Origin of the sequence: Bradyrhizobium sp. USDA 4541, assembly GCF_024171085.1 — a bacterium.
Lineage (GTDB): Bacteria > Pseudomonadota > Alphaproteobacteria > Rhizobiales > Xanthobacteraceae > Bradyrhizobium > Bradyrhizobium australafricanum.
Genome location: NZ_JALJZF010000001.1, coordinates 2,362,148 through 2,385,284 on the forward strand (window position 1 = coordinate 2,362,148; position 23,137 = coordinate 2,385,284).

Below are 23,137 nucleotides of genomic sequence, written 5' to 3' on the forward strand. Positions count from 1 at the left end.
AGGCCTCTGCCGAAATTGCATAGCCTGCAGAGCGGATTGAATGAAGTATCCTTCCGAGTGCCGGGAGCGGCCGTGCCTTGATGGAATACAACAGAAAGCTGGAGCATTTTAATGAATTGCAAAAGAATGGCGAGCCTGGTGCTCGCTGCCGGACTTGTAGCCAGTTCGGGGCCGGCGCTCGCACTGACAGCCGACGAGGTGAAAGGCATCGCCATGGATGCCTATGTCTACGGCTATTCGCTCATCACCACCGATGTCACGCGGGTGCAGATGACCCACACGGCCGAAGTGTCGCTGAAAGAACTGAAGTCGCCGCTAGCCCAGTTCCTCAACGTGCCGCGTTATCCGCCGGCGGACTATCGCGGCGTCTCGGCCCCCAATGCTGACACGCTCTATTCGATCGCCTGGATCGACGTGTCGGAGCCGCAGGTCTTCAGCCATCCGGCGATGCCAGACGGCCGCTTCTACATGTTTCCCATGTACAACCTGTGGATGGTCGACTTTGCCTCGAAGGGCAGCCGGACCGCCGGCCAGGGCGCGGCGAACTATCTGCTGACGCGCTCGGACTGGAAGGGTGAGGTGCCGAAAGGGATGGTCCATGTGCCGGTCGAGACCCGCTACATGGTCATCCTCGGGCGCACTTACGCTAACGGGACGGAAGCGGACTACAAGGCGGTGAACGGTCTACAGGCACAGCTTAAAGTCACGCCGCTTTCCGCTTGGGGCACCGACTACAAACCCAAGTCCGCGCCGCTCAATCCGAACCCGCCCTTCTCGATGACCGACAAGCCGCAGAAGGTCATCCTCGACATGGGGACCAAGGGCTATTTCGACATGCTCGCCAGCCTGATGTGCAAGGACGCCCCGCCCGTTGCCGCCGACGCGCCGATTGTTGAGAAGATGGCGCGGATCGGCCTGAAGCCGTGCGAAGCTTTTGACATGGGCAAGTTCGACGCCCAGACGCAGGCGGCCCTCAAGGACCTCCCTCAGGAGGCCTTAAAGAAGATTGGCGACAATCAAAAGAGCCTCGGCCAGATCGTCGATGGCTGGCTGATCACCAAGGGCCTTGGCGATTTCGGCACCGACTACATGAAGCGCGCGGTCGTGGCGGCCTTCGGCTGGCCTTCGAACGTGCAGGAGGACGCGGTCTATCCTTATACCATGGTGGATAGTGCCGGTGCCTCTCTCAACGGTGCGAACAAGTATACGGTGACCTTTGCAAAGGGCCAGGAGCCGCCGGTGAAGGGCTTCTGGTCGATCACCATGTATCAAATCGACCAGGGCTGGTGGTTCGTTCCGAACGCATTGAACAAATTCACAGTCAGCCCGCGCGACGATCTGAAGAAGAACGCAGACGGCACGGTCACGCTTTATTTCCAGACCGAATCGCCGGGCAAAGACAAGGAAGCCAATTGGTTGCCGGCTCCCAAGGGCGACTTCAACCTGATGTTGCGCATGTACTGGCCGCAGGAAACCAGTCCCTCGATCCTCAACGGCAGTTGGACGCCGCCGAAAGTAGTCAAGGTCAATTGACCGAAGGCGGCAATCAGTTTCGACTTGGACCCGGCAGCGACGAGCTGCCGGGGCGACTTTTGCGAGCGTTGCGGTTTCTACCCACGTCATCGTCGCGAGGGCAACGAGACCGGCGGCATCATCGAGTGAATCGTTCTCGACGGTCGCTGTTGCTGTTGTGATGAGCACGGCGCTTGCTCCGTCGCAGAATATAGATTTCTGCGACCATGGTTCGCGGTCCGCCAGCGCTAAGTTGTTGAGCTGTTAGAGCGTATCTCAGGAACTGCACCGTTGTATGCGACTTCGATCGCTTCGCATACGGGTCGCGCGCGCTGCCGCTGCAGTGAACCTTGATCCCGGGCAATCCATTGGACCTTGCCGGGCCGTCTCGATTGTCGCGCGATATCAAATTCCGATCGCGCCGTCACAAGCACAGAGCATCCGCTCCATGCGACGCAAGGACCACGGCGGCGCCCCGAGCGAAGTCCGAGGAGGCGATCGAGCCTGAGGCCATCCTGCCGAGGCAAGACAAGGCGTCCTAGTCGAGCCAGCGCCAACCATAACAAGTCGCATTGTCCCCGAGGGGGTTGGGAGGAATTCCCGATGAACAAGCCCTGGATCAAGACCTACGCGCCCGGCGTCCCCGCAGAGATCGACGATGACGCCTATCCCTCGGTCGTCGCGCTCTTCGACGCCGCGGTTGAGCGCTTCGCCGACATGCCGGCCTTCGAGTGCTTTGGCCGTGCCATGACCTACGCCGAGATCGACCGCGCCTCGCGCGCCCTGGCGGCCTATCTGCAGCAGAAGCTCGGCGTGCGTCGCGGTGACCGTCTGGCGATGATGTCGCCGAACATCTTCGCCTTCCCGATCGTAACGCTCGGCATCCTGCGCGCGGGTGCCGCTCAGGTGAACATCAACCCGCTCTACACACCACGCGAGCTTGCTCACCAATTGAACGATGCCGGCGTCGAGACTATCGTCATTTTTGGCGGCTCCACCCCGGCGCTCGCCGAGATCATCGATCAGACTCCGGTCAAGACGGTGATCACTCATGACCTCGGCGACTGCAGCGGCCTTGCCATACCGTCTCCGACGGTCGACCTGCGGCTAACCTCGACGCTGCGCCTCGCCGACGTGCTCGCCGAGGGTGCGCGGCTGCGGCTCGATCCGGTAGCACTCGGCGGCGATGACATCGTCTTCTTCCAGTACACGGGCGGCACCACCAGCCTCTCGAAGGGCGCGATCTTGAGCCACCGCAACCTGGTCGCCAACACCGAGCAGTTCAAGGCGTTTTTGCCGGAGGCGACCGAGCCGGGCCGTGAGGTCACGAGTTGCTGACGCATCAGGCGGGTGAACCGATCGATAGCGAACTTCTTCGCATAATGGAGAGCCACAACGGCCCTACCCCGGCTTGCCATCAACGCGGCGATCCGGTTCTTGGGGGATCCGGATCCATCGGTACCATCGATAGCGCCGCTCTCAATGGCCGCATAAAGGCGCTCCAGCCGTTCCTCGGCCTCGGAAGCTTGGCGTGCTAGAGCATTTTCCACATGATGTGGATCATCTGGTGTATCCAGCATGCCTAAAGTAGTTGGCACACATCTGCGGCGCAAACGACTTGACGAGTTTGCCGATGAGTTTGAGCAGGGCTTGGACCGTGCGGGTGGCGCCTTTGCGCAGCGCAGCTTTCAACCGGGAGAAGGCCTGTTCGATTGGATTGAGGTCGGGCGAGTAGGCCGGCAGATAACGCACGCGGGCGCCGACAGCCTCGATCGCCTCGCGGACACCGGCGATCTTGTGAGTGCGCAAGTTGTCCATTAAGACGATGTCGCCCTTGCGCAAGGTCGGCGCCAGGACTTGCTCGACATAAGCCAGGAACGAGGGCCCATCCATTGCACCGTCGATGACATAGGGCGCCGTGAGGCCATCGATGCGCAGCGCGGCGACAAGCGTCAGCGTCTTCCAGTGACCATGGGGCACGCCAGAGACGAGGCGCTCACCGCGAGGAGAGCGCCCATAGTGCCGGACCATCTTCGTCGTGACCGCAGTCTCGTCGATAAAGATGAGGCGCGGTGCACGCAGCTTGGGCTGCTCGGCTTTCAGCGCGGCACGCTCGGCAGCGACGTCAGGTCGATCCTGCTCGGCGGCGTGCAGTGTTTTTTTTGAAGGTGATGCTGTGACGGTCGAAGAAACGCCAGATCGAACCGATGCCGGCCTTTTGCTTTCTCTGAGAGCGCAGACGCGCGCGGATCTCCTCGAGCGTCAGGTCCGGCTCCGCGGCGATCAGCTCGATCAGCCACTGCTTGTGCTGCTCCAACGGCGAGCGGCTGTGCCCGGTGCCGGGCTTGGCCTCAACGTTTCCGGTCTTCCTCCAACGATCCATCCATCGGATCGTAGTCGAAGCGCCGAGATTGAGAATGCGCGCAGCCTCACGTGCGCTTTCGCCGGACTCAACAAGCTCAACCGCACGCACCCTGAGGTCCTTGGAGTATCCCTTCGCCATCGCATGCCCCGCATGTTGTCGCGGGCAACACCGAATCTGATTTGCGTGCCCGTGGGAATCCCCTTTGACTGTTCCGATTCACCTCAACTGGAAACCGCTCTAGCTAGGCCTATCGCGCGAAAGGATCTTCATAAAGAGTCCGTCCGGCTGTCTCCGGCATGAAGCGCAGCGCGATCAGCCCAACAACGCATGTAGCCATCATGTAATAGGCCGGCATCAGCTCGTTCCCGGTAACAGAGATAAGGCCGCTGTTGATTGCCGGCGCCGTGCCGCCAAAAATGGATGTCGAAATGTTGTAAGCGCCGGCGAAGCCGGCGAAACGCACATGGGTGGGAAACATGGCCGGGAAAGTCGCCGAAATGGTCGCGAGTTGCGGTACGTAGAGCAGCCCGAGCAGAATGAAGCCGACACAGGCGCCGACGAGGCCCGTGCCCATGAGCATGTAGAGAGGGGCCACCAGCAGAAACAACCCGATCAGGGAGAAGCTCCACATCGGACGGCGCCCGATTCGGTCCGAGAGCCGGCCAGCAAATGGCAGGAACAGCATCATGAACAGCATGCCGAGGAGCGGCACCGCAAGCGCCTCATCCGGCGACAGGCCGATGCGGCTCTGAAGATAGGTTGGCATGTAGCTGAGCAGCGTATAATTGACGACATTGAGCGCAACCACCAGGCCGCCGACGACGAGCATAGGACGCCGGTGACGTGCCAGAAGGGCGATCAGGCCTGGTGAGGATCGTGCCTGGCTTGCGGTTTCGTGGGCACGGAAGACCGGCGTATCTTCCATTCTCGCGCGCAGATACGCGCCGACGAGGCCCATTGGCGCGGCGACCAGAAACGGAACGCGCCATCCCCAGTCGTGCATCGCCTGATCACCCAGAAAGAGCGAGAAAGATAACATCAGGAATGCGCCCAGCGAGAAGCCGGCCAGCGTTCCGAACTCCAGGAAACTCCCATAAAAGCCGCGTCGGTCATCGGGAGCGTACTCGGCCATGAACGTCGCGGCGCCGCCGTATTCGCCACCGGTCGAAAAGCCCTGTACGATGCGGAGAAGAACGAGCGACAGTGGCGCCCAGAAGCCGACGCTGTTGTAGGGGGGAATAAGCCCGACGCACAGCGTCGCGCCCGACATCAGCAGTATCGTTAGCGCCAACACGGACTTTCGGCCCACCCGGTCTCCCAGCGATCCCCAGAATATCCCGCCTAGCGGCCGTATGAGGAAGGAGATCGCGAACGTGGCCAACGCAAAAAGCACCGCTTCCCCGACGTCGCCGGGAAACAGTGCCGCGGAAATGTACGTCACGCCATACGCATAAATGCCGTAGTCGAACCATTCCGTCGCATTGCCGACGGCAGAGGCGGCAATCGCACGGCGCAACGTGGCGCGATCAGCAGTTGGATCAGGTGCGGAAACGGAGGCATTCACGATTGCTGTTCTCCGATCACCGCTGCGTCGGGCGTATTGGGGTCAAGCAGCGATGCAATCGGCGTCGTGCGTGGAAGAATCTGAAAGTCCTGCTGCTCGGGTGCAGGAACAGGTGGGGTTGCCGTCTGCCGCCACATGCCGAACGCGGCCGCGCCGCCGGCGCAAAGGGCGATGAAAAGGAAAAGCCCGCCGCTGCTCCAGCCTGTCATGAATATTGCTCCACCGATCGGCCCGAGCGCGGCGCCGACGGAATACAGCAGCACCAGCCGTCCGCTTGCGGCGATACGTTGTGCGGCGTGCAGACGGTCGTTGCAATGGGCCACGCAGAGTGGATAGAGCGCAAAGCTGAGGCCACCAAACATTGTTCCGAGAATCAGCAGCCACGGGCCGACCGACGAGAGAAAGGAGATGACCAAGCTGATACACAGGGTTGCCGCGAAACTGAGCACGATGACCTGGCGACGATCATAGCGGTCGGAAATGCGTCCGAGCGGCCATTGCAGGATCACGCCGCCAAGAATCACGATCATCATGAAGTGGGCTGTCTGCGATAAATCGAACCCTAGGCGTCGAACCTGCACTGCGGCCAATCCGTAAAATGCCCCTAACATCAAGCCGGTCGTCATTACTCCGACAGCACCGAGGGGAGATGCGGCAAAGAGTGTTCGGGTTCCGAACGCCGCGGCTTCGGCAGGCGGCGGCGCCGAGTTGCGTGTGAGACAAAGTGGAATGATCGCGAGCGAGATTAGCATTGAGGCTAGTTGAAACGGAACAGCAGGCAAATCACCGCTGGCTCCTAGCAGCAACTGTCCCACCGCCTGTCCGCAATATAGTGCAACCATGTAGGCCGCTAGAATGCTGCCGCGCGAGGCCGCGTCAGCGCGTTCGTTTAGCCAGCTCTCGAGACAGACGAACACGCCGGCGACGCAGAAGCCGTCGATCAGCCGCAGTCCCGACCAGAGCAGAGGATGGATGATTTGCGCGTAGCCGAGCGTGCTCGCGGAGAGAAGCGCAACGAACGCCGCAAAGGCGCGGATATGTCCCACGCGCCGGACGATACGTCCCGAGCGCAGGGCTCCGACGACCAGCCCGGCAAAATAGGCGGTCGCCACCGCGCCGATCACGATCGTGCCCTGTCCCGCCCGCTCGAGCCGCAAACTCAGGAGCGTCGCCATAAACCCGCTTCCCGCCATGAGCATAAAGATGGCGAGCAGCAGGCTACGAACCGGGGAGATTGCCGCAAGCATGACGATTGCGACGCGCGCCGTCAGGCCGCGCGCCGGCCTTCCGCTTCCCCGTCGGCCTCCACCGGGACACGATGCAGAACCCTAGCGCTACCATCGAAGTGGCAAACGGTCACGACGAACTGAACGTCAGCATTGCGAATCTGATGCCGCGTCGCAATCACGTCGATTCGTGCGTTATCGAGGGCTCGCAGCGCATCGAACACCAAGCCTGGCCAAGCGATGTCGCTGTCGGCTATCGCTTGACGCCATCCGTCCGCGCCGTCATCGGCAACAAAGCGTGCATAGATACCAGGCTCGTAGGTCTTCTTGTGCTCCAGCAGCAGGTCAGTCATCCCGGCACAGGCGGAGACGACAAAGGCGCGATTGTAAAGGTCCTCGCCCTTGCGCTCCGCGATCGGAACGTCGTCGAATAGCGTGCCAGTCGCGGCCATCGATGTGCCGCCGATCTTCTCGACACTATGAAAACCGCTCATGCGAGAGCATCCTCCATCAACGGGCCGTGCTGAGGCACGAGAGCTTTCGGGTCGCTGCGCGCGGCAACGAAGCTCGGCCGCGGTTTTTTGACGCCGAATGGCGCCTGCAGCCGGTTGCTCACGGCGTTATAGACGAAGAACGCGTTAGCGCGTGGAAATGGCGTGATGTTGCCGTTCGATCCGTGCATCGTGTTGCAATCGAAGATCACCACCGTGCCCGCCTTACCGGTCGGCGCCACGATGCCGTGGCGGTGCGCCAACTCGGTCAGACTTTGCCGGTCGGGCACGCCATACTCCTGCTTCTTCAGTGACGTGCGATAGTGGTCTTCCGGCGTCGCCCCAATACAGGTCAGGAAGACGCGGTGCGATCCGGGCATCAGCATCAGGGGGCCATTGTCCGGCGTATTTTCCGCCAGCAGGACTGACATGGAGAGTGCTCGCATGCGCGGCATGCCGTCTTCCACGTGCCAAGTCTCGAAGTCGGAGTGCCAGTAGAACTCCTTGCCTTCGAAGCCGGGCTTGTAGTTCAGGCGTGACTGATGGATGTAGACCTTGTCGTTCAGCAGGAACTGAGCGATGCCTGACAAGCGTGCGTCGGCGGCGAGGCGCCCGATCACTCTACTCTGAGAGTGGATCTCGAAGACCGAACGGATTTCTTGGCTGTCCGGCTCGGCGATGATCGTTTCCGGATTGAGGCCGTTAGGGCTCGATAGCAGTTTCTTTGCCTGCGTCTGCAGGTGGTCGACTTCCTCGGGAGAGAGGACATCCTTGAGCACGAGGAAGCCATCGCGATCGAACTGCTCGGCCTGCTGCCGCGTTAGCGGTGCGCTCTCGCTCCAGTCGCTATGAATAACGGGATCGAGACGCGGAAGCATCTGGGCCTCCGAGGTGAGACGGGATGGGTAAATGTCTGTCAATGCCTTTCCCTCTTTCAGTTGTTTCAGGAGTTAACGGCCGCCTCGCGCGGCGCTTCGACATCAGTCGGATAGGCACCAGTCTCATCGTGCACTTCCTGGCCGGTGACCGGCGGGTTGAACACGCAGGCCGTCAGGAGGTCAGTGTCCGGGCGAACGATATGCTGGTCGTTCTTGTTGAGTGCGTACATGATGCCCGGTGCGAGCTTGTGCGTTTCGCCGGTCCCGAGGTCTTCGATGGTCCCGGTTCCCTTCAGTATGAAAACCGCCTCGAGATGGTTCTGGTAGTGCATCTTGAGTTCTTCGCCCGCGTACATCGTCGTAATGTGGAAAGAGAAGCCCATGCCGTCGCTCTTGAGCAGAAGGCGGGCACTGTCCCAGCCCTTCGATTTGACGAGACGATCGGTCTTTTGAATGTCGCGGAGTTGACGAACGATCATTGTTCTTTCCTTTCGTTATTCGGCTGCAATGCCGTAGCTGCCGGTCCGCACCGCGCGGACCGACTCCTCGATGATGTCGAGGCCGGCCGAGAGAGCGGCGTCGTCGATAATGAGAGGTGCAAGCACCTTGACGATTTCGTCGTGTGCGCCGCTCGTTTCGATGATGAGTCCGGCGGCAAAACAGGCGCTGGTGATGGCATCGGCAGTTTCACCGGACCCGACGTCGATGCCGCGCATCATGCCGCGGCCGCGTGTCGAAAGGCCGAATCCAGAAGCGATGGCATCCAGGCGTCGTGCGAGCAATCGTCCCTTGCGCTGGACGTCCTGCTCGAACTCGTCATCCTTCCAGAAGTTCCGCAGAGACGCGGTGGCCGTGATGAAGGCGTGATTGTTGCCCCGGAACGTGCCGTTGTGTTCGCCGGGCAACCATTGATCCAACTCGGGTCGGAACAGTGTCAGCGCGAAGGGAAGCCCCATGCCGGACAGCGATTTTGCCATGGTGACGATGTCGGGCGTAAAACCCATGCCTTCAAAGCTGAAAAACGGACCGGTGCGTCCGCATCCGGCTTGAATATCGTCGACGATAAGGAGTGCGCCGTGGCGTTTTGCGATATCGGCGATTGCACGCAGCCAATCCGGCGATGCGGTGTTGAGACCGCCTTCGCCCTGAACCGTCTCGACTAGAATCGCGGCCGGCGCATCGAGCCCGCTGGAAGGGTCGGACAGCCGCCGTTCCAGCAGCGCGGCGGTGTCGAGATCCGGGCCGTGATAGCCATCGTAAGGCTCGTGGCTGACATGGCTGAGTGGTACGCCCGCGCCGGTGCGCTTGGCGGCATTGCCGGTGCAGGCCAGCGCACCGAGGGTCATGCCGTGGAAACCGTTCGTGAAAGCGATCACCAGTCCACGGCCGGTCACCTTGCGGGCCAGTTTGATGGCGGCCTCGACCGCGTTAGTGCCGGTCGGTCCGGTGAACATCACGCGGTAGTCCAGCCCGCGTGACTTCAGAATCAGCGACTCGAATGTTTCGAGGAACTCCGCCTTGGCGTCGGTATGCAGGTCAAGCCCGTGCGTGATGCCGTCAGTCGAGATGTAGTCGATCAGCGCTTGCTTCAGCGCGGGATGATTGTGTCCGTAATTAAGCGTCGAGCATCCCGACAGGAAGTCTAGATAGCGTCCGCCCTGATTATCATACATCCAGACATTGTCAGCTCGGCTGAACTGGCGCGGCATGGTGCGCGCATAGCTCCGCACGACCGACTCCCGGCGTTCGTAAATGGATCGGTTCGGGATATGGCTGGTCGGCTTGGGTCGTGTATGGCGAGCAAGTGTGGTTGTTGTGGTCATGTCGTCAGTTCTCCTGATCTCTGGCTCCGGGCTGTCGGTTTGGCAGGGGGCCAATGCGGGCCAGCCACTCTGTGGCGTGCTTACCGGCGAAATGCGCGTCGCACTCGAACATCACACTGCGGATCAGCGGAGCGCCCCACGCGCGGGCCAGTCCGTTGAACAATGCCCAGGATGGAGCGTTGTCGTCGGTCACTGTGGTGAGGAGATACTTGGCACTTTCGGCGGAAGGGCGATCCAGCAGCGCGTTGATCATGCGCTGAGCAAGGCCTTTGCCGCGCGCCGCCTTCGCGACCGCGACCTGCCAGACGAAGAAGCTGTTCGGTTCCGAAGGCGGGCGATAACCTGAAACCCATCCTAGAATTTGCGCGTGACGTTCCGCAACGAGGCAGGAGTCCGTGAAGTGCGTGCACTGGAGGAGGTTGCAATAGGCGGAATTGGAGTCCAGTGGCGCGCAGGCTGCGACCAGACGGGTAACCGCGGGGCCGTCAGCGGGCGACGGCTTTCTCAACTGGAACGCTTCGTTGACATCCGGAGCAGCGTCGAAAGCCACTGGCGAGGATCCACCGAAAGCATCGACCCGAGGGCCGGCTATTGCTTCAGATTTCGAATTAATCGCTTCATTCTCCGAAATATATAGCGCTTTCCTTATAGGAAAATAAGTGGCGAAATCTTGAAAATTGGCTTGAGATCTCACATCAAAAGCTTCGTAGATATTTCGTTATCCGAATAAAATTTGAAGGGCTGACTTGGAACCGGTTACGATTCGCCTCGGCGCGGCCGTAGCTATAAGAAAAGCCACATGAAATCAGAGATCGCCTCACTGACGCTGCGCGCCCTGCGAAGAGTGCTGCGGGCAACTGAGATCGGCAGTCGCCAGCTGGCCATTGCGACCGGCCTTACGACATCGCAATGGCTCGTGTTGCGAGAGATCGACGCGCGCGAGAAAACCACACCGGGTGTCATTGCGCAGGCGCTTCAGTTCGGTCAGGCAACGATCACGACGATCGTCGATCGGCTTGTGGCGCTCGATCTAGTGCAGCGCCAGCGTAACGCAAACGACAAGCGCCAGTTCCTTCTGACGGCGACGCCGGCAGGCAGGGACATCGTGGCCAACGCACCCGACTTGCTTCACCTGACGTTTACAGATCGCTTCGTCCAGTTGCCGCAATGGGAGCAGGCCATGATCCTTGCTGCAGTAGAGCGGCTGGCCATGCTGATGGACGCGCACAACATCGATGCCGCGCCATTGCTGGACAGCGGGGCCATCGATCGATCCCAACCCAGATAGGTCGATTGCCTCGACTGCGTGGACGGCTCGACAGAGCCGGATCTTCCCGCGCAGGTTAGTGGCCGACATATCATCAGAAGCCGACGTCGGATCGGATGATTGCGGAGTCGGACGAGCAGCTCGGGCCGCATCGAAACCTGCACTGAATGTCGGTATCGGTGGGCTGCGCATCCAGCAATCGCTCCGCGCAGGCGCTCGTTCCGGCGCAGCGCGGAGGACGAAGCCGGATATTGTCGTCGATCCGACTAGGCAGCTCGGGCGCATACGATCCTTCAGCCGCGCAGGCGCTGTCGACGCGACCGGCAGGACTGGAGCAGGCGGCCCATGCAGGCCGCCTGTAGATTAGTCTGAGAGCAGAAGAGCCCTATTGGCAGGGGTGCTGGAGTCCGTCGGATCCCTTGAAAAAGGTGCCGGGCCTGCAGACGATGCCGTTGTGCGACGCGTAACTGTTCCAGTCGCCGTTCCACGCATAGTAGTCGCCATACGCGGCGGGCCGATCGTAGGTGCCGTATGCGGCGTAGGAATTGCGCCAGCCGCCGAAGGGAGCGGTCGCGATCGCCGCGGCGGTTCCGACGGCAGCGCCGGCCACGCCGGCAGCGGCCCCCACCGGCCCCACGGGTTCGCGATAGGCGGCTCGCCGCTGATAATAGCCCCTCCTGCTGTCGTACGGGCTCCCGGCTCCTCGGTTGAGGCAGTTGGCGCTGGCGAATTGAGATGAACAGGCGGCCGGGTTGGAGAAGACCGCTTGCGCCGATGCGGGGCTCGAAACTGCCGACGCCACTATCACAGCCGCGCCAAGAACTCTTAGACTCATCATGGCTTGCTCCCTGGATTTGGTTTGCTGCGACACTTACGAAGCTTGGCATGACTGAATGCCAGGTCCGCAAGTTCCCGTTTTCTCGCACCTAACCAAATGCAACCTCCGGAAGTGGTTCCTGTGCATCTCGTGCGCGGCATCAAATCGACGTGACTTGCCGATCGATCTGGAATGCGACTTCAGCAGAAGCGGCATGGATGCGGCAGGGAGTCGCGGCGTAGCAAGGATGCTGCGATCAATGCCCAAACGATGGGACGGCAATTCCATTCGTCCGACGAATCCGGACAGAGTGATGAAAGGTTGCGTGATCGCGGAACTGCCCGATGACCGCGCCAAGTCGCGTCGGACGTGCGCGAGAGAGCACGACGGTTGGCACGAACTGCATAAGTTGTGTGATGCGAAAGCATCAACTGCCAACAAACGGCAGCGCGCGTTTCGGATCGCCACATTCGAGTTGATCTTCGTCCCGATAGTCGGATGATGATTTGCGATCTTGAATTGTAGCCGCCCCTGCTTTTGCACCGCGACCGAACAACTCGTTCTTTTCAATTTGACGTTGTTGAGAACGACAGGTTTGGAAGGCGGCGCAAATGAAGTGCTTTACCGGCTCGACTCTCCTTGGATCTTGCGCGCGCAATCGCATGGAACAGGCGTCGACGCGCGCTGCCCTGCAATCATTGGTCCAATTCTTCGGGAATAAGGCGGGACCATGTGTCGCGACCTGTCTGAGCCGGTTCCGGCTCGCCGCGCTTGCCTTGATTGCGTCGGCCGCTCTGGTTGATGCGGCCTCGGCTCAGTCCTGCACGGTCGCGCCGGATTCGACTGTCTCCGCAACGAGTGGAAGCTGCGCGATCGACGCGAATACGACGTTGACCGGAACGCCTGCCGTTCACGCAAGTTCGAGCGCTCAGATCACGACCAACAACGTCAACATCAATCCCTTCAATGGCGGCAGTATCGGTGGTTTGGCGGATGCTGCAGGTACGATCATCTTCAGTTCCGGGGCGAGCATCAACGGCAACTGGAGCACTGCCGCGTCGGCGCAAAGCGGCGGCCAGATCATCTTTCAGTCGGGTTCGATCATCAATCCGGCCTTCGGCGGCGGAGGAACTGCGCTGAGCGCTGATGGAACGGGCAGTCAGATCAGCGCGACAGGACTCACCATCGGTCTCAACGGCGCCGGCAACAACGTCGCTGCGAAGGCGGCCAACGCGGCGACGGTCAGTCTGCTCAACAGCTCAATCGCCTATGCGGTCGGCGGTGGCGGCAACACCGGCCTGTGGGCAACGGGCGCCGGCAGCCAGATTAGCTCGACGGGTACAACCATTTCGATGCCCGGCGGCGGCGGCAACGACGTTGGCGCGCGCGCGGACTCCGGTGGGTCGGTCACGCTGACCGGCGGCACTGTCAGCGTTGAGGGGAACGGCGGCGGCGAAACCGGCCTGTTGGCGCAATCGTCCGGAAGCACTGTCACGGCAAACGGCGTTGCGGTCACGGTTTCCGGCGGCGGTGGCGATGTCGGTGCCAAGGCACTCGACGGCGGCGCGATCACCTTGAGGGGAGGCAGCGTCGCCGCGACGGGCAGCGGCGGGGGCGAGATCGGCCTGCAGGCCAGCGGCACCGGCAGCACGCTCACGGCGAGCGGCGTGACGGTAACGGTTCCGAACAGCAGCGGAGGCCGCGGAGTGCAGGCTGACAATTCGGGCAGCGTCACGCTCGACGGCAGCTCGACGGTCACCACATCAGGCGCAGGCACCCATGCGGCCGGCGTGACAAGCAGCGGTACGCTGAGCATGACCGGTGGCTCACTCACGGCCAATGGAGCCGATGCCAACGCGCTCAACATAAGTGGCGGTGCAGCGACGCTCTCCGGAGTCACCATGACCAGTCCGAACGGTGCGTCGATCGCCGCCCCGGGCGGCATCAGCAGCGTAAGCCTGACCGGCGTGACTGCGGTCGCGAACAACAATCAATGGCTGAACGTCAGCGGCGGCTCCACGCTCAACCTCGTCGCGGACAGTTCGACCCTGCAGGGCGTTGCGCTCACCGACTCCGGCAGCACCTCCAGCGTCGCGCTGAAAAACAATTCGCTCTGGACCATGACCGGCAACTCGAACGTCACCAATTTGATCAACGCTTCGAGCATCATCCAGTTCACGTCCCCTGTCGGCGATCCGACGCAGCTGTCGAGCTACAAGACGCTGACGGCGGTGAACTATGTCGGCCAGGGCGGCACCATCGGGCTCAATACATATCTTGGCAGGGACGGTTCGCCGTCGGACAGGCTCGTCATCAATGGCGGCACGGCAGGCGGCAACACGTTCCTGAAGATCAGCAACACCACGGGCGGCGGCGCGCTCACCACCGGCAACGGCATCCTCGTCGTCGACGCGATCAATGGTGCGACGACGACGCCTGGTGCCTTCAGCCTGTCTCACCCCGTCTTGGCCGGCCCTTACCAATATTCGCTGTTCCGTTCGAGCGTCGACTCCAGCAACCCGCAAGCCTGGTATTTGCGCGACACCCTCGACTGTGTCGCGCATCCCAATCTGCGTGCCTGCGGCGGTGGCGGTCTCATCAACTGCTCCAATCTGCCCAACGTGCCTAGGTGCGGCGGCGGAGGTGGAGGCGGTGGAGGAGGCGGTGGCGGCGGAGGCGGCGGTGGCGGTGGAGGCGGCGGTGGAGGCGGAGCCGACGGCGGCGGCGGCGATATCCCCGACTACCGCGAGGAGACTTCGCTCTACGCGGCAATTCCGGCGATGACGCTGTTGTACGGACGCAGCCTGCTCGACACGCTGCATGAACGCGTGGGCGAGGAGGAGGACGAACGCTTCCGCGCCAATCCCGAGAACGCCAGGGTCGGATGGGGTCGCGTGCTTGGGGTCAACGGCGTGCATCAGGGCGACAGCTTTGGCGTGTTGGGTGGCGAAGCCGGACCGCACTTCAGCTATGATTTCCTGGCGCTGCAGGCGGGCATGGATGTCTATCGACACGACGGTCCCGACGGTTCGCGCGACCAGGCGGGGGCGTATTTCGCGATCGGCGGCGCGCGCGGGCGGGTCACCCATTTCGATGGCAGCCAGGGTGACAACACCTTCTCCGCCTACACGCTCGGTGGCTACTGGACGCATTTCGGGCCGACCGGCTGGTACATCGACTCGATCCTGCAAGGCACGTTCTACGACATCACGAGCAGCGCAAATCGCGGCATTCCGGCGCTCAAGACCGGTGCTCAGGGTGGGGCTGCGTCGGTGGAGGGCGGATATCCCTTCAAGTTCGCCGGCGGCTTTTTCATCGAGCCGCAGGCGCAACTGGTGTATCAGAACATCCACATCAACGACGCCAGCGACATCGCGGCGCAAATCCGCTTTGCGGACGTGGATTCGCTCGCAACCCGGATCGGTGCCCGATTTGGCCGAACATGGGCGGTCGATGACAGTCCGCGTACGCTGACAGCCTGGATCCGTCCGAGCCTGTGGAACGAATCCCTCGGTAACCCGAAAACGTTGTTCTCGTCGGACACCGGCTTCGTTCCATTCCAGGCCAGCCTTGGCGGCCTGTGGGGCGAGATCAATGCCGGCATCAGCGGACAGGTCACGTCGACCACGTCGCTTTATGCCAACGCTTCCTATCAGAGCCGGTTCGACGGTGGCGGCTTCTCCTACGGCGGGAAAGCCGGACTGCGCGTTAACTGGTAGCGCGCGAGGGCGTGACGTCGGCCCAGACAGGGTCGGCGAAACGCACTCGCGCAGGCATAGCGGACGAGGAAGTGCCTAACAGACCCTCACGCTTTGCTGAACATACGCGTAACCGTTCCACACGTTTCGCGTCTGATAGCAGGAGTTGTAGGCCGTCGCGGCTCCGATGGCTGCGCCAGTAGCCAAACCGGCTGCGGCAGCTCCGGCGCCCCAACCGCCTCGATAGTAACCGCCACCGCGGTAATAGCCGCCGCCGGCCCAACGTGCGCGGCCGCCGTGCCAACCGCCGGCATGCCATCGCGTGCCGCCGCCGTGCCAACCAGGCCGCATTCCTCCGCCGTGGAAGTGAGCCGATCGAGCGCCGGCTCCTCTGGGCCGGGCTTGGGCGTCATAAGGGAGTATCATTGCTGCAGATGCGATGAAGCTGAGAACCAGCAAAGCCTTGGTTGGTCGCATATCCGGACTCCTTGCAAGGGTGTCCCAACCAATCCCGCTGAACGTGCTTCGTTCCGTTGGTTCAACTGCGTGCCACGCTGGCACAAGATGCATGCTCAATACAGCGCGTCGTGGCTTCGGGGCGCAAGCGTAGCAAGCGGTATTGTCGAGCTCGATCCGTCGGACTTCGTCGGCGCTGGGCAGGTACGAACGTGTTCGTACCTTGAAGACCTCCCTGGGTGAAACAATGCTGACGCTTACTGCCGACGCGGCAAATTGGCGAACTGGTACGGCAGCTGGTCCACTACAGGGAACAGGGAGACGACTATGTGGAAGATATGTGTGCTTAGTACGTTGGTCTTGCTGGTTGCGGTTCCGGCAAATGCGGCTCCGAAGAATAGTGGCAAGAATGTCGATGCAATTCGCGCTGAATGCTTCAGGCAGGCGAATGAAGCCGCTGCCGCCGGCGGTGCGAACATGACAAGCGGGGCGACTGCCGCCCGAAACTCGGCGGGCTATTCCGCCTATCGGGATTGCGCGCGAAAGAACGGCATTCGCCCGTAATCCGCTTTGGTTTCCGCTAACCCATGGAAGGCCGCCTTCGGGCGGTCTATTCCATGCGCAGTGAAAAACGGCGACGGCGGCATGGCCGTCGAAAGCCGAAGATGCCGGCTGAGCGGCGCCAAAACTGCAGGGAACGTCAGCTTGCGACGAGAGCCTGGGCCTTGCGCAATCCGGCCACGAGAGTGTCGACAACCTGATCCGCCGCTCCGTTGCGGCGCAAGAAGCCGGCCGGATCATCGGCCAACGCTTTGTACCGCGACATTCCTTTCAAGGCCGTTTGGGTCGCATCGCGGCGCCCCAGCTCTGTATTCGCTATCGCAATCAACAGTTGGCTGAATCCGGAATCGCGCAACGATGCCGTCTCGGCCACGTCGAGCATCTGCTTGTATTCACCCTTCAAGTAAAGGTCGACCGCGATGAAATGAAGATACCAGGCTGGCGGATGCAACGTGCGCTCGATCGCGCGCTTGAGCATCGGCACGCCTTCCGAGAAGTTCCCGCGGATGGCGAGACGCCAGCCGAATTGGGCAAGAATGTCGGGATCGTTGGGGTTGAGGTCGATCGCCAGATGGCTGATGCGATCACTATCGGCGTAACGTCCCGTGAAATGGTAGGCCGCAGCCAGGGCCTTCAGCGCCAGGGGACTGTTCGGCTGCAGGGCGATGGCGCGCGACGTTGCCTCAAGGGCCTTGTCATACTCCGTTTGCGGATTGCCGTCGGCTGAATAGCCCAACCGTCCGGCGTCGAGATGCAGCCATCCAAGCATGGCCCATGAATCGCTATACTGCGGATCCCGCTGAACGGTTTGCTGAAGACACTGCATGGCCGGATCGAAGTCGACGCGCCGGAAAGTGCTGCGATAGGCCTGAGCGCGCAGGACGCAGAGATAGCTTTCCATATTCCTCGGTGGATCCGCGCGAATGTCGTTTCTAACCACGCCGTAGGATTGGCCGACGACGGTTGCGATTTCGCTCGCGAGCTCGCGCTGGACATTCATGAGCGACTGAGGATCGAACGGTCGAGCATATGTCCGCATCCATACAATCTCGTCGTTCTCGGCGTTGAAGACAGTCGTTGTGACTTGCACTTCTTCGGCGCTCGTTTGAACGCTTCCACGGACGACATAGGAAGCACCGAGAGGACGACCAGGTTGGGGCGCCTCGTCGCCTTTTGCGGAGAGCGCATTCGACGGCGACGTGTAGAGCCGGAATCCTCCGAAGCGAAACAGGTTGCTGGTCAGTTCCTGTCCCATGCCGATGGCGAAGAGCCGCGTGTTTTCCCCGGGAGTCAGCGTCGTGAATGACATCACGAGGACCGCGGGTTCGCGTGGCGTCATTGGGGCCGGAGGCGGTCTTGCTGCAAGCCATATCCAAGCCACCACGCCGGCTGCCAGCGCGGCAGCGACGGGCCCATAGCGCCTGATGCCAGGCTTGGTCGTCCAATTCGCGCGTGTAGCAGCAGCAGTTGTCGAATCATCGTGCAGTTCAAGAGCAGGCTCGCGAGATGGAGCGTCGGCAGTATGCATTTTGTGCCACTCAAAATAGGGCACATAGGAGCCTTTTGGAATTGTGATGCGTACCGGATCATCGCGGCCCGAATCCACGTAGTAGCTATCGAGGTCGCGGCGCAATCGTCGAGCTTCAAGACGGACGACAGGGTCAGCCTGGGGATCGAAAGAGTCGTCGCGCCGAAACACGGCCAAGGCAATTGTGTAGCCCTTCAGGCTATCAGCGCGGCCTGCAAGCGTCTCGTCGACAATGAAACGAAGGAAAGCTTGCCGCCGTTCGCTCGCCTGGAAATGCGGACTCGAGAGGATGCGGTCCAGCTCTTTCTCTACATGCGCCGGCGGCACCGCGGAATCATCACAACGCGGGATATCGGATGAGCCGCTGACGGCATCGTGAGCGAAGGGTACATCAGGCATCAACCGGCAACCCCAATCGTCGGTCGACGGTAGGCCTTCTCAGTACATGTTGCAACTCGTAAGCGAAGCAAGCAGCCGGCGCTGACGCGACAGCTTTCAATCATCGGAACAACGAGTTCCCGACTGCAGCGACAGCTGGTCGCATCGGCCTTGAAGCCGTCGCGCCTGAGACGGCGCGCTCAACGAGCGTCGCGCCGTGTACGAACATGTTCGTACCTTGAAGCCTCGATGAACCAGCAGCAAAGGTCACGTTGGCCACAAGCGAGTTCATCATGGAGGAGTTCCGCGCGATTGTGACCCGCTTTCCGCTGCGCGAACTTGACATTCGGCGCTGCTTCAATCGCGACGCGCAGTTTAGAGCGATTTGCGCAGATTATGATGAAGCTGTGAAAGCGCTTCGTCGTTGGCAACAAGCGGCAAAGCAAGGAGACCGCGAAGGAAGTCGGAAGGCCGCGGATTACGAACGGCTCGTTGCCGAACTGGAAGCCGAGGCTCTGGTTCATCTGAACCGGCCGTGATCGAGGGGGCGTTCGCATAACTGGAGCAGTGCGTGGACAACGCGATTTTCGTCAACCTTTCGATATCAGGCGTGCTTGCCGCGGGCATGCTGCGTGCTGCGATCGGTCAGACACAGATCCTGCGCAGCGAGGCCGCCGAACCGACCAAGCACGCAATCGGCCGCAACGAGTAACTGGAGGCAACCTTCTTGAATATTGCCGAGAGACCGATCGCGAACGTGGACGAAACCGGCGCGTCAGACAGCGTCTTCATTCCCGGCGGCACGTTTCGCATGGGATCGGATCGGCATTATCCGGAAGAAGCGCCGTCCCACATGGTGAGCGTCGACGGGTTCTGGATGGACCGCACTCCAGTGACGAACCGGCAATTCAAGCAGTTCGTGCGTGCCACCGGCCACGTCACCTTCGCCGAGGTCGCTCCGGACCCCAAGGACTATCCGGATGCGCTGCCGCATTTGATCTTCGCCGGCTCGCTCGTCTTCACGCCCCCGGATTATCCGGTCGATCTGCGCGACTACAGCCAATGGTGGACGCTGCTCAAGGGCGCGAATTGGCGCCATCCCTATGGCCCGAAAAGCAACATCAAATCGCTGGACGACCATCCCGTGGTGCATGTCACCCATGCTGACGCACTCGCCTATGCGCGATGGGCCGGCAAGGATTTGCCGACGGAAGCGGAATGGGAGTTTGCTGCGCGCGGCGGCCTCGATGGCGCCGAGTATGCCTGGGGCGATGAATTCGTGCCGGGCGGCGTGCATCAAGCCAATACGTGGCAAGGTCACTTTCCGTTCGAGAACCGGTGCGAGGACGGCCATGCGCGCACCTCGCCGGTGATGACCTATCCGCCGAACGGCTATGGCGTGTTCGACATGATCGGCAATGTCTGGGAGTGGACCAGCGACTGGTGGGCTCCGAAACACCGCGCCGATGCAAAGAAGGCCTGCTGCATTCCCCAGAACCCGCGGGGCGGCTGCGAGCATGACAGCCACGATCCGTCGCTGCCGCTTAGCAGGATACCGCGCAAGGTGATCAAGGGCGGCTCGCATCTCTGCGCGCCGAACTATTGCCGGCGCTATCGACCGGCGGCGCGCCATGCCGAGCCGATCGATACGTCGACCAGCCATCTCGGATTTCGCTGCATTACACGTTCAGGGAGAAAGTGATGACTGAGAAGACAACGACAGACACCTTCAGCCGCCGCAACCTGCTCGCGGCCTCGAGTTCGCTCGCCACCATCGCCGCCTTCTCGGCGATGGCGCCCATCGAGACCGCCCAGGCGCAAGGGACCACGCAACCCTCGAGCGCGGCCGGCGGCGCAAAGCCGAACATCATCCTGATCCTGTCGGATGATTTCGGTTATGGTGACTCCGGGCCCTATGGCGGCGGCGAAAATCGCGGCATGCCAACCCCGAACATCGATCGTCTCGCGAATGAAGGACTGCAATTCATGTCCTTCTATGCGCAGCCGAGCTGCACGCCTGGACGTGCCGCGGTGCAAACCGGCCGAATTCCAAATCGCAGCGGCATGACGACCGTCGCGTTCCAGGGCCAGGGCGGCGGCATGCCGGCGGCGGAATGGACGCTTGCCTCGGTTTTGAAGACCGGCGGTTACAAAACGTTCTTCACGGGCAAATGGCACCTTGGCGAGGCCGACTATGCGTTGCCGAGCGCGCAAGGCTACGACGAGATGAAGTATGCCGGCCTTTATCATCTCAATGCGTACACCTACGCCGATCCGACCTGGTTTCCCGACATGGACCCCGAATTGAGGGCGATGTTCGAGAAGGTCACCAAAGGCGCACTTTCCGGAAATGCCGGGCAGCCGGCGAAGGAAGATTTCAAGATCAACGGCCAGTACGTCAACACGCCGGACAAGGGCGTGGTCGGCATTCCCTTCTTCGACGACTACGTCGAGAAGGCCTCGCTCGAGTATCTGGACCGCAACAAGTCATCGGGCCCGTTCTTCATGAGCATCAACTTCATGAAGGTGCACCAGCCCAACATGCCGGCGCCCGAATTCCAGGGCAAGTCGATGTCCAAGAGCAAGTATGCCGACTCCGTGGTCGAGAACGACACGCGTATCGGCCGTATCATGGACAAGGTGCGGTCCCTCGGCCTCGACAAGAACACCTATGTGTTCTGGACGACGGACAACGGCGCCTGGCAGGACGTCTATCCGGACGCCGGCTACACACCGTTCCGCGGCACCAAGGGCACGGTTCGCGAGGGCGGCAACCGCGTCCCGTCCCTTGCATGGGGCCCAGGCATCAAGGCCGGCACGAAGAATTCCGACATCGTCGGCGGCCTCGATTACATGGCAACCTTCGCAAAGCTCGCCGGCGTGAAGCTGCCGGAGAACGATCGCGAGGGTAAGCCTATCATCTTCGACAGCATCGATATGTCGCCGATCCTGTTCGGAACCGGCAAGTCCGAGCGCAAGAACTGGTTCTATTTCACGGAATCCGAACTCTCGCCTGGCGCCGCCCGTGTCGGCAACTACAAGGCGGTGTTCAATCTGCGCGGCGACAACGGCGCAAAGACCGGCGGCCTGGCGGTCGACAGCAACCTCGGCTGGAAGGGGCCGGAGTCCTATGTGGCGACCGTTCCGCAGGTCTTCGATCTCTGGCAGGACCCCCAGGAGCGGTACGACATCTTCATGAACAACTACACCGAGCACACCTGGTCCTTGGTTTCGATCAATGCCGCGATCAAGGATCTGATGCAGACCTATGTGAAGTATCCGCCACGGAAGATTCAGAGCGAGACCTACGCGGGACCGATCACGATCCAACAGTATGAGCGGTTCGCGTTCTTCAGGGATCAACTTGCCAAGGACGGCTTCCAGATCGGCTTGCCTACCGGCAACTGATCGATGCAAATGGAGCGGCCCCCACTCTCGGGGGTCGTTCCTCTCTGAATGGCTGAACCGGAGGATGGAGATTCGTGAACGGAAGCTTGGTTGATCGCCGTACGATCCTGGCCGGTCTGCTGGTGTCGGCGGCCACGCTGTCGGTCTCCGGTCGTATCGCACGCGCGCAGAGTGATCCTCTTCCCTCCTGGAATGACGGCCGGCCGAAGCAGTCGATCCTGGACTTCGTCGCCGCGGTGACGCGGGAGGGCACGCCGGATTTCGTGCCGGCGCCGGAACGCATCGCGACATTCGACAATGACGGCACGCTGTGGTGCGAGCAGCCGATGTATGTGCAGCTTGCGTTTGCGCTCGACCGGGTGAAGGCCCTCGCCCCCAAACATCCGGAGTGGAAGCAGAAGCAGCCGTTCAGGGCGGTTCTCGACAACGACATCGCAGCGCTGGCCAAGGCCGGCGAGAAGGGCCTGGTCGAACTGGTCATGGCGACCCATGCCGGCATGACAACGGCCGAGTTCGCGCAGATCGCCGGCGACTGGATCAAGTCGGCGCGTCACCCGAAGTTCAACCGGCCTTATACCGATCTCGTCTACCAGCCGATGCTGGAACTGCTCGCCTGTCTGCGGGCCAATGGCTTCAAGACCTTCATTGTCTCGGGCGGCGGCATCGAGTTCATGCGGCCATGGAGCGAGCGGGTCTATGGCATCCCGCCGGAGCAGGTCGTCGGATCGAGCATCAAGACGAAGTTCGAGATCGACAAGGGGAAACCGACACTGATCCGGCTGCCGGCGATCGATCTCGTCGACGACGGACCCGGCAAGCCGGTCGGCATCAACTCGCATATCGGCCGCCGGCCGATCGCGGCCTTCGGCAATTCGGACGGCGACTTCCAGATGCTGCAATGGGCGACGCAATCATCGGGGAAACGCTTCGGCCTGATCGTGCATCACACCGATGCCGAACGAGAATATGCATACGATCGGAAGTCCTCATTCGGCAAACTCGACAAGGCGCTCGACGCGGCGAACTCCAATGGCTGGATCGTTGTCAGCATGAAGGACGACTGGAAACGCATGTTCCGCTTTGAATAGAGGCCGAACGATTGCGTAGGCATCGCTGACGCCCGGCGCCGCGGAGCACGCCGGCGCCGCCGGTGATGCAAGCGAGA

At 61.5% G+C, this 23,137-nt stretch carries 20 protein-coding genes; 10 read left to right on the forward strand and 10 right to left on the reverse strand.

What is annotated here, in order from left to right:
* Nucleotides 1–126 precede the first annotated feature (126 nt).
* Together J2R80_RS11005 and J2R80_RS11010 are read left to right on the forward strand one after the other, a co-directional pair.
* The gene (locus tag J2R80_RS11005; RefSeq protein WP_143270850.1) at nucleotides 127–1,533 is read left to right on the forward strand and encodes a DUF1254 domain-containing protein; all 1,407 of its coding nucleotides are present in this window, start codon (nucleotides 127–129) and stop codon (nucleotides 1,531–1,533) included.
* Nucleotides 1,534–2,115: 582 nt separating this feature from the next.
* Nucleotides 2,116–2,850 carry an AMP-binding protein gene (locus J2R80_RS11010; protein WP_076827272.1) on the forward strand — a complete coding sequence of 245 codons (735 nt, stop codon included), beginning with the start codon at nucleotides 2,116–2,118 and terminating at the stop codon, nucleotides 2,848–2,850.
* A 222-nt stretch (nucleotides 2,851–3,072) separates the two neighbouring features.
* On the opposite strand, the gene J2R80_RS11015 is transcribed toward J2R80_RS11010, so the two are convergent.
* The 8 genes from J2R80_RS11015 to ectA form a co-directional block, all read right to left on the reverse strand.
* Nucleotides 3,073–4,015 (reverse strand): IS630 family transposase gene (locus J2R80_RS11015; RefSeq protein ID WP_253638565.1). Its coding sequence is split into 2 segments (ribosomal slippage): nucleotides 3,073–3,675 and nucleotides 3,677–4,015, totalling 942 coding nucleotides; the frame shifts between segments, so codons are not numbered across the junction.
* A 109-nt stretch (nucleotides 4,016–4,124) separates the two neighbouring features.
* Entirely contained in the window at nucleotides 4,125–5,441 is a 1,317-nt protein-coding gene (locus J2R80_RS11020) for an MFS transporter (RefSeq protein ID WP_206601512.1), read from the reverse strand.
* A complete protein-coding gene (locus J2R80_RS11025; RefSeq protein WP_141342790.1) occupies nucleotides 5,438–6,688 on the reverse strand; it encodes an MFS transporter in 1,251 nt (416 codons plus the stop codon). The genes J2R80_RS11020 and J2R80_RS11025 overlap by 4 nt, the downstream gene beginning before the upstream one ends.
* Before the next feature lie 20 nt (nucleotides 6,689–6,708).
* Nucleotides 6,709–7,161 carry a hypothetical protein gene (locus J2R80_RS11030; protein ID WP_253638566.1) on the reverse strand — a complete coding sequence of 151 codons (453 nt, stop codon included), beginning with the start codon at nucleotides 7,159–7,161 and terminating at the stop codon, nucleotides 6,709–6,711.
* Complete coding sequence (gene thpD, locus J2R80_RS11035; RefSeq protein WP_283812345.1) at nucleotides 7,158–8,036, reverse strand: ectoine hydroxylase; 879 nt, start codon at nucleotides 8,034–8,036, stop codon at nucleotides 7,158–7,160. Before thpD ends, J2R80_RS11030 begins: the two co-directional genes overlap by 4 nt.
* 65 nt (nucleotides 8,037–8,101) lie before the next feature.
* Nucleotides 8,102–8,515: an ectoine synthase gene (locus J2R80_RS11040; protein ID WP_076827282.1), complete on the reverse strand. Its 414-nt coding sequence runs from the start codon at nucleotides 8,513–8,515 to the stop codon at nucleotides 8,102–8,104.
* A gap of 15 nt (nucleotides 8,516–8,530) precedes the next feature.
* Nucleotides 8,531–9,859 (reverse strand): diaminobutyrate--2-oxoglutarate transaminase, encoded by a 1,329-nt coding sequence (gene ectB, locus J2R80_RS11045; protein WP_253638567.1) that lies wholly within the window; start codon nucleotides 9,857–9,859, stop codon nucleotides 8,531–8,533.
* A 4-nt stretch (nucleotides 9,860–9,863) separates the two neighbouring features.
* On the reverse strand, nucleotides 9,864–10,409 hold the full coding sequence (gene ectA / locus J2R80_RS11050) for a diaminobutyrate acetyltransferase (RefSeq protein WP_225160841.1): 546 nt from the start codon (nucleotides 10,407–10,409) through the stop codon (nucleotides 9,864–9,866).
* Nucleotides 10,410–10,658: 249 nt separating this feature from the next.
* On the opposite strand from ectA, the gene J2R80_RS11055 reads away from it, so the two are divergent.
* Nucleotides 10,659–11,147: a MarR family winged helix-turn-helix transcriptional regulator gene (locus J2R80_RS11055; RefSeq protein ID WP_057017678.1), complete on the forward strand. Its 489-nt coding sequence runs from the start codon at nucleotides 10,659–10,661 to the stop codon at nucleotides 11,145–11,147.
* A gap of 364 nt (nucleotides 11,148–11,511) precedes the next feature.
* On the opposite strand, the gene J2R80_RS11060 is transcribed toward J2R80_RS11055, so the two are convergent.
* Nucleotides 11,512–11,964 carry a hypothetical protein gene (locus J2R80_RS11060; protein WP_076827284.1) on the reverse strand — a complete coding sequence of 151 codons (453 nt, stop codon included), beginning with the start codon at nucleotides 11,962–11,964 and terminating at the stop codon, nucleotides 11,512–11,514.
* Nucleotides 11,965–12,118: 154 nt separating this feature from the next.
* Here J2R80_RS11060 and J2R80_RS11065 point away from each other — a divergent pair, with 154 nt between their 5' ends.
* Complete coding sequence (locus J2R80_RS11065) at nucleotides 12,119–12,445, forward strand: hypothetical protein (RefSeq protein WP_253638568.1); 327 nt, start codon at nucleotides 12,119–12,121, stop codon at nucleotides 12,443–12,445.
* 160 nt (nucleotides 12,446–12,605) lie between these two features.
* Nucleotides 12,606–15,662: an autotransporter outer membrane beta-barrel domain-containing protein gene (locus J2R80_RS11070; protein WP_253638569.1), complete on the forward strand. Its 3,057-nt coding sequence runs from the start codon at nucleotides 12,606–12,608 to the stop codon at nucleotides 15,660–15,662.
* Nucleotides 15,663–16,797: 1,135 nt separating this feature from the next.
* Here the strand turns inward: J2R80_RS11070 and J2R80_RS11075 are convergent.
* A complete protein-coding gene (locus tag J2R80_RS11075) occupies nucleotides 16,798–18,585 on the reverse strand; it encodes a hypothetical protein (RefSeq protein WP_253638570.1) in 1,788 nt (595 codons plus the stop codon).
* A gap of 272 nt (nucleotides 18,586–18,857) precedes the next feature.
* Between J2R80_RS11075 and J2R80_RS11080 the strand changes: the two genes are divergently transcribed.
* The 5 genes from J2R80_RS11080 (at nucleotide 18,858) to J2R80_RS11100 (ending at nucleotide 23,060) form a co-directional block, all read left to right on the forward strand.
* The gene (locus J2R80_RS11080; RefSeq protein ID WP_229192917.1) at nucleotides 18,858–19,103 is read left to right on the forward strand and encodes a hypothetical protein; all 246 of its coding nucleotides are present in this window, start codon (nucleotides 18,858–18,860) and stop codon (nucleotides 19,101–19,103) included.
* 32 nt (nucleotides 19,104–19,135) lie between these two features.
* Complete coding sequence (locus tag J2R80_RS11085) at nucleotides 19,136–19,276, forward strand: hypothetical protein (RefSeq protein ID WP_253638571.1); 141 nt, start codon at nucleotides 19,136–19,138, stop codon at nucleotides 19,274–19,276.
* A gap of 15 nt (nucleotides 19,277–19,291) precedes the next feature.
* Nucleotides 19,292–20,266, forward strand: a complete 975-nt coding sequence (locus J2R80_RS11090) for a formylglycine-generating enzyme family protein (RefSeq protein WP_141342794.1) — start codon at nucleotides 19,292–19,294, stop codon at nucleotides 20,264–20,266.
* Nucleotides 20,266–21,972, forward strand: a complete 1,707-nt coding sequence (locus J2R80_RS11095; protein WP_200844473.1) for an arylsulfatase — start codon at nucleotides 20,266–20,268, stop codon at nucleotides 21,970–21,972. The genes J2R80_RS11090 and J2R80_RS11095 overlap by 1 nt, the downstream gene beginning before the upstream one ends.
* A 74-nt stretch (nucleotides 21,973–22,046) precedes the next feature.
* Nucleotides 22,047–23,060, forward strand: coding sequence for a haloacid dehalogenase-like hydrolase (locus J2R80_RS11100; protein ID WP_253638572.1), 1,014 nt, complete (start codon nucleotides 22,047–22,049; stop codon nucleotides 23,058–23,060).
* The last annotated feature ends 77 nt before the right edge of the window (nucleotides 23,061–23,137 follow it).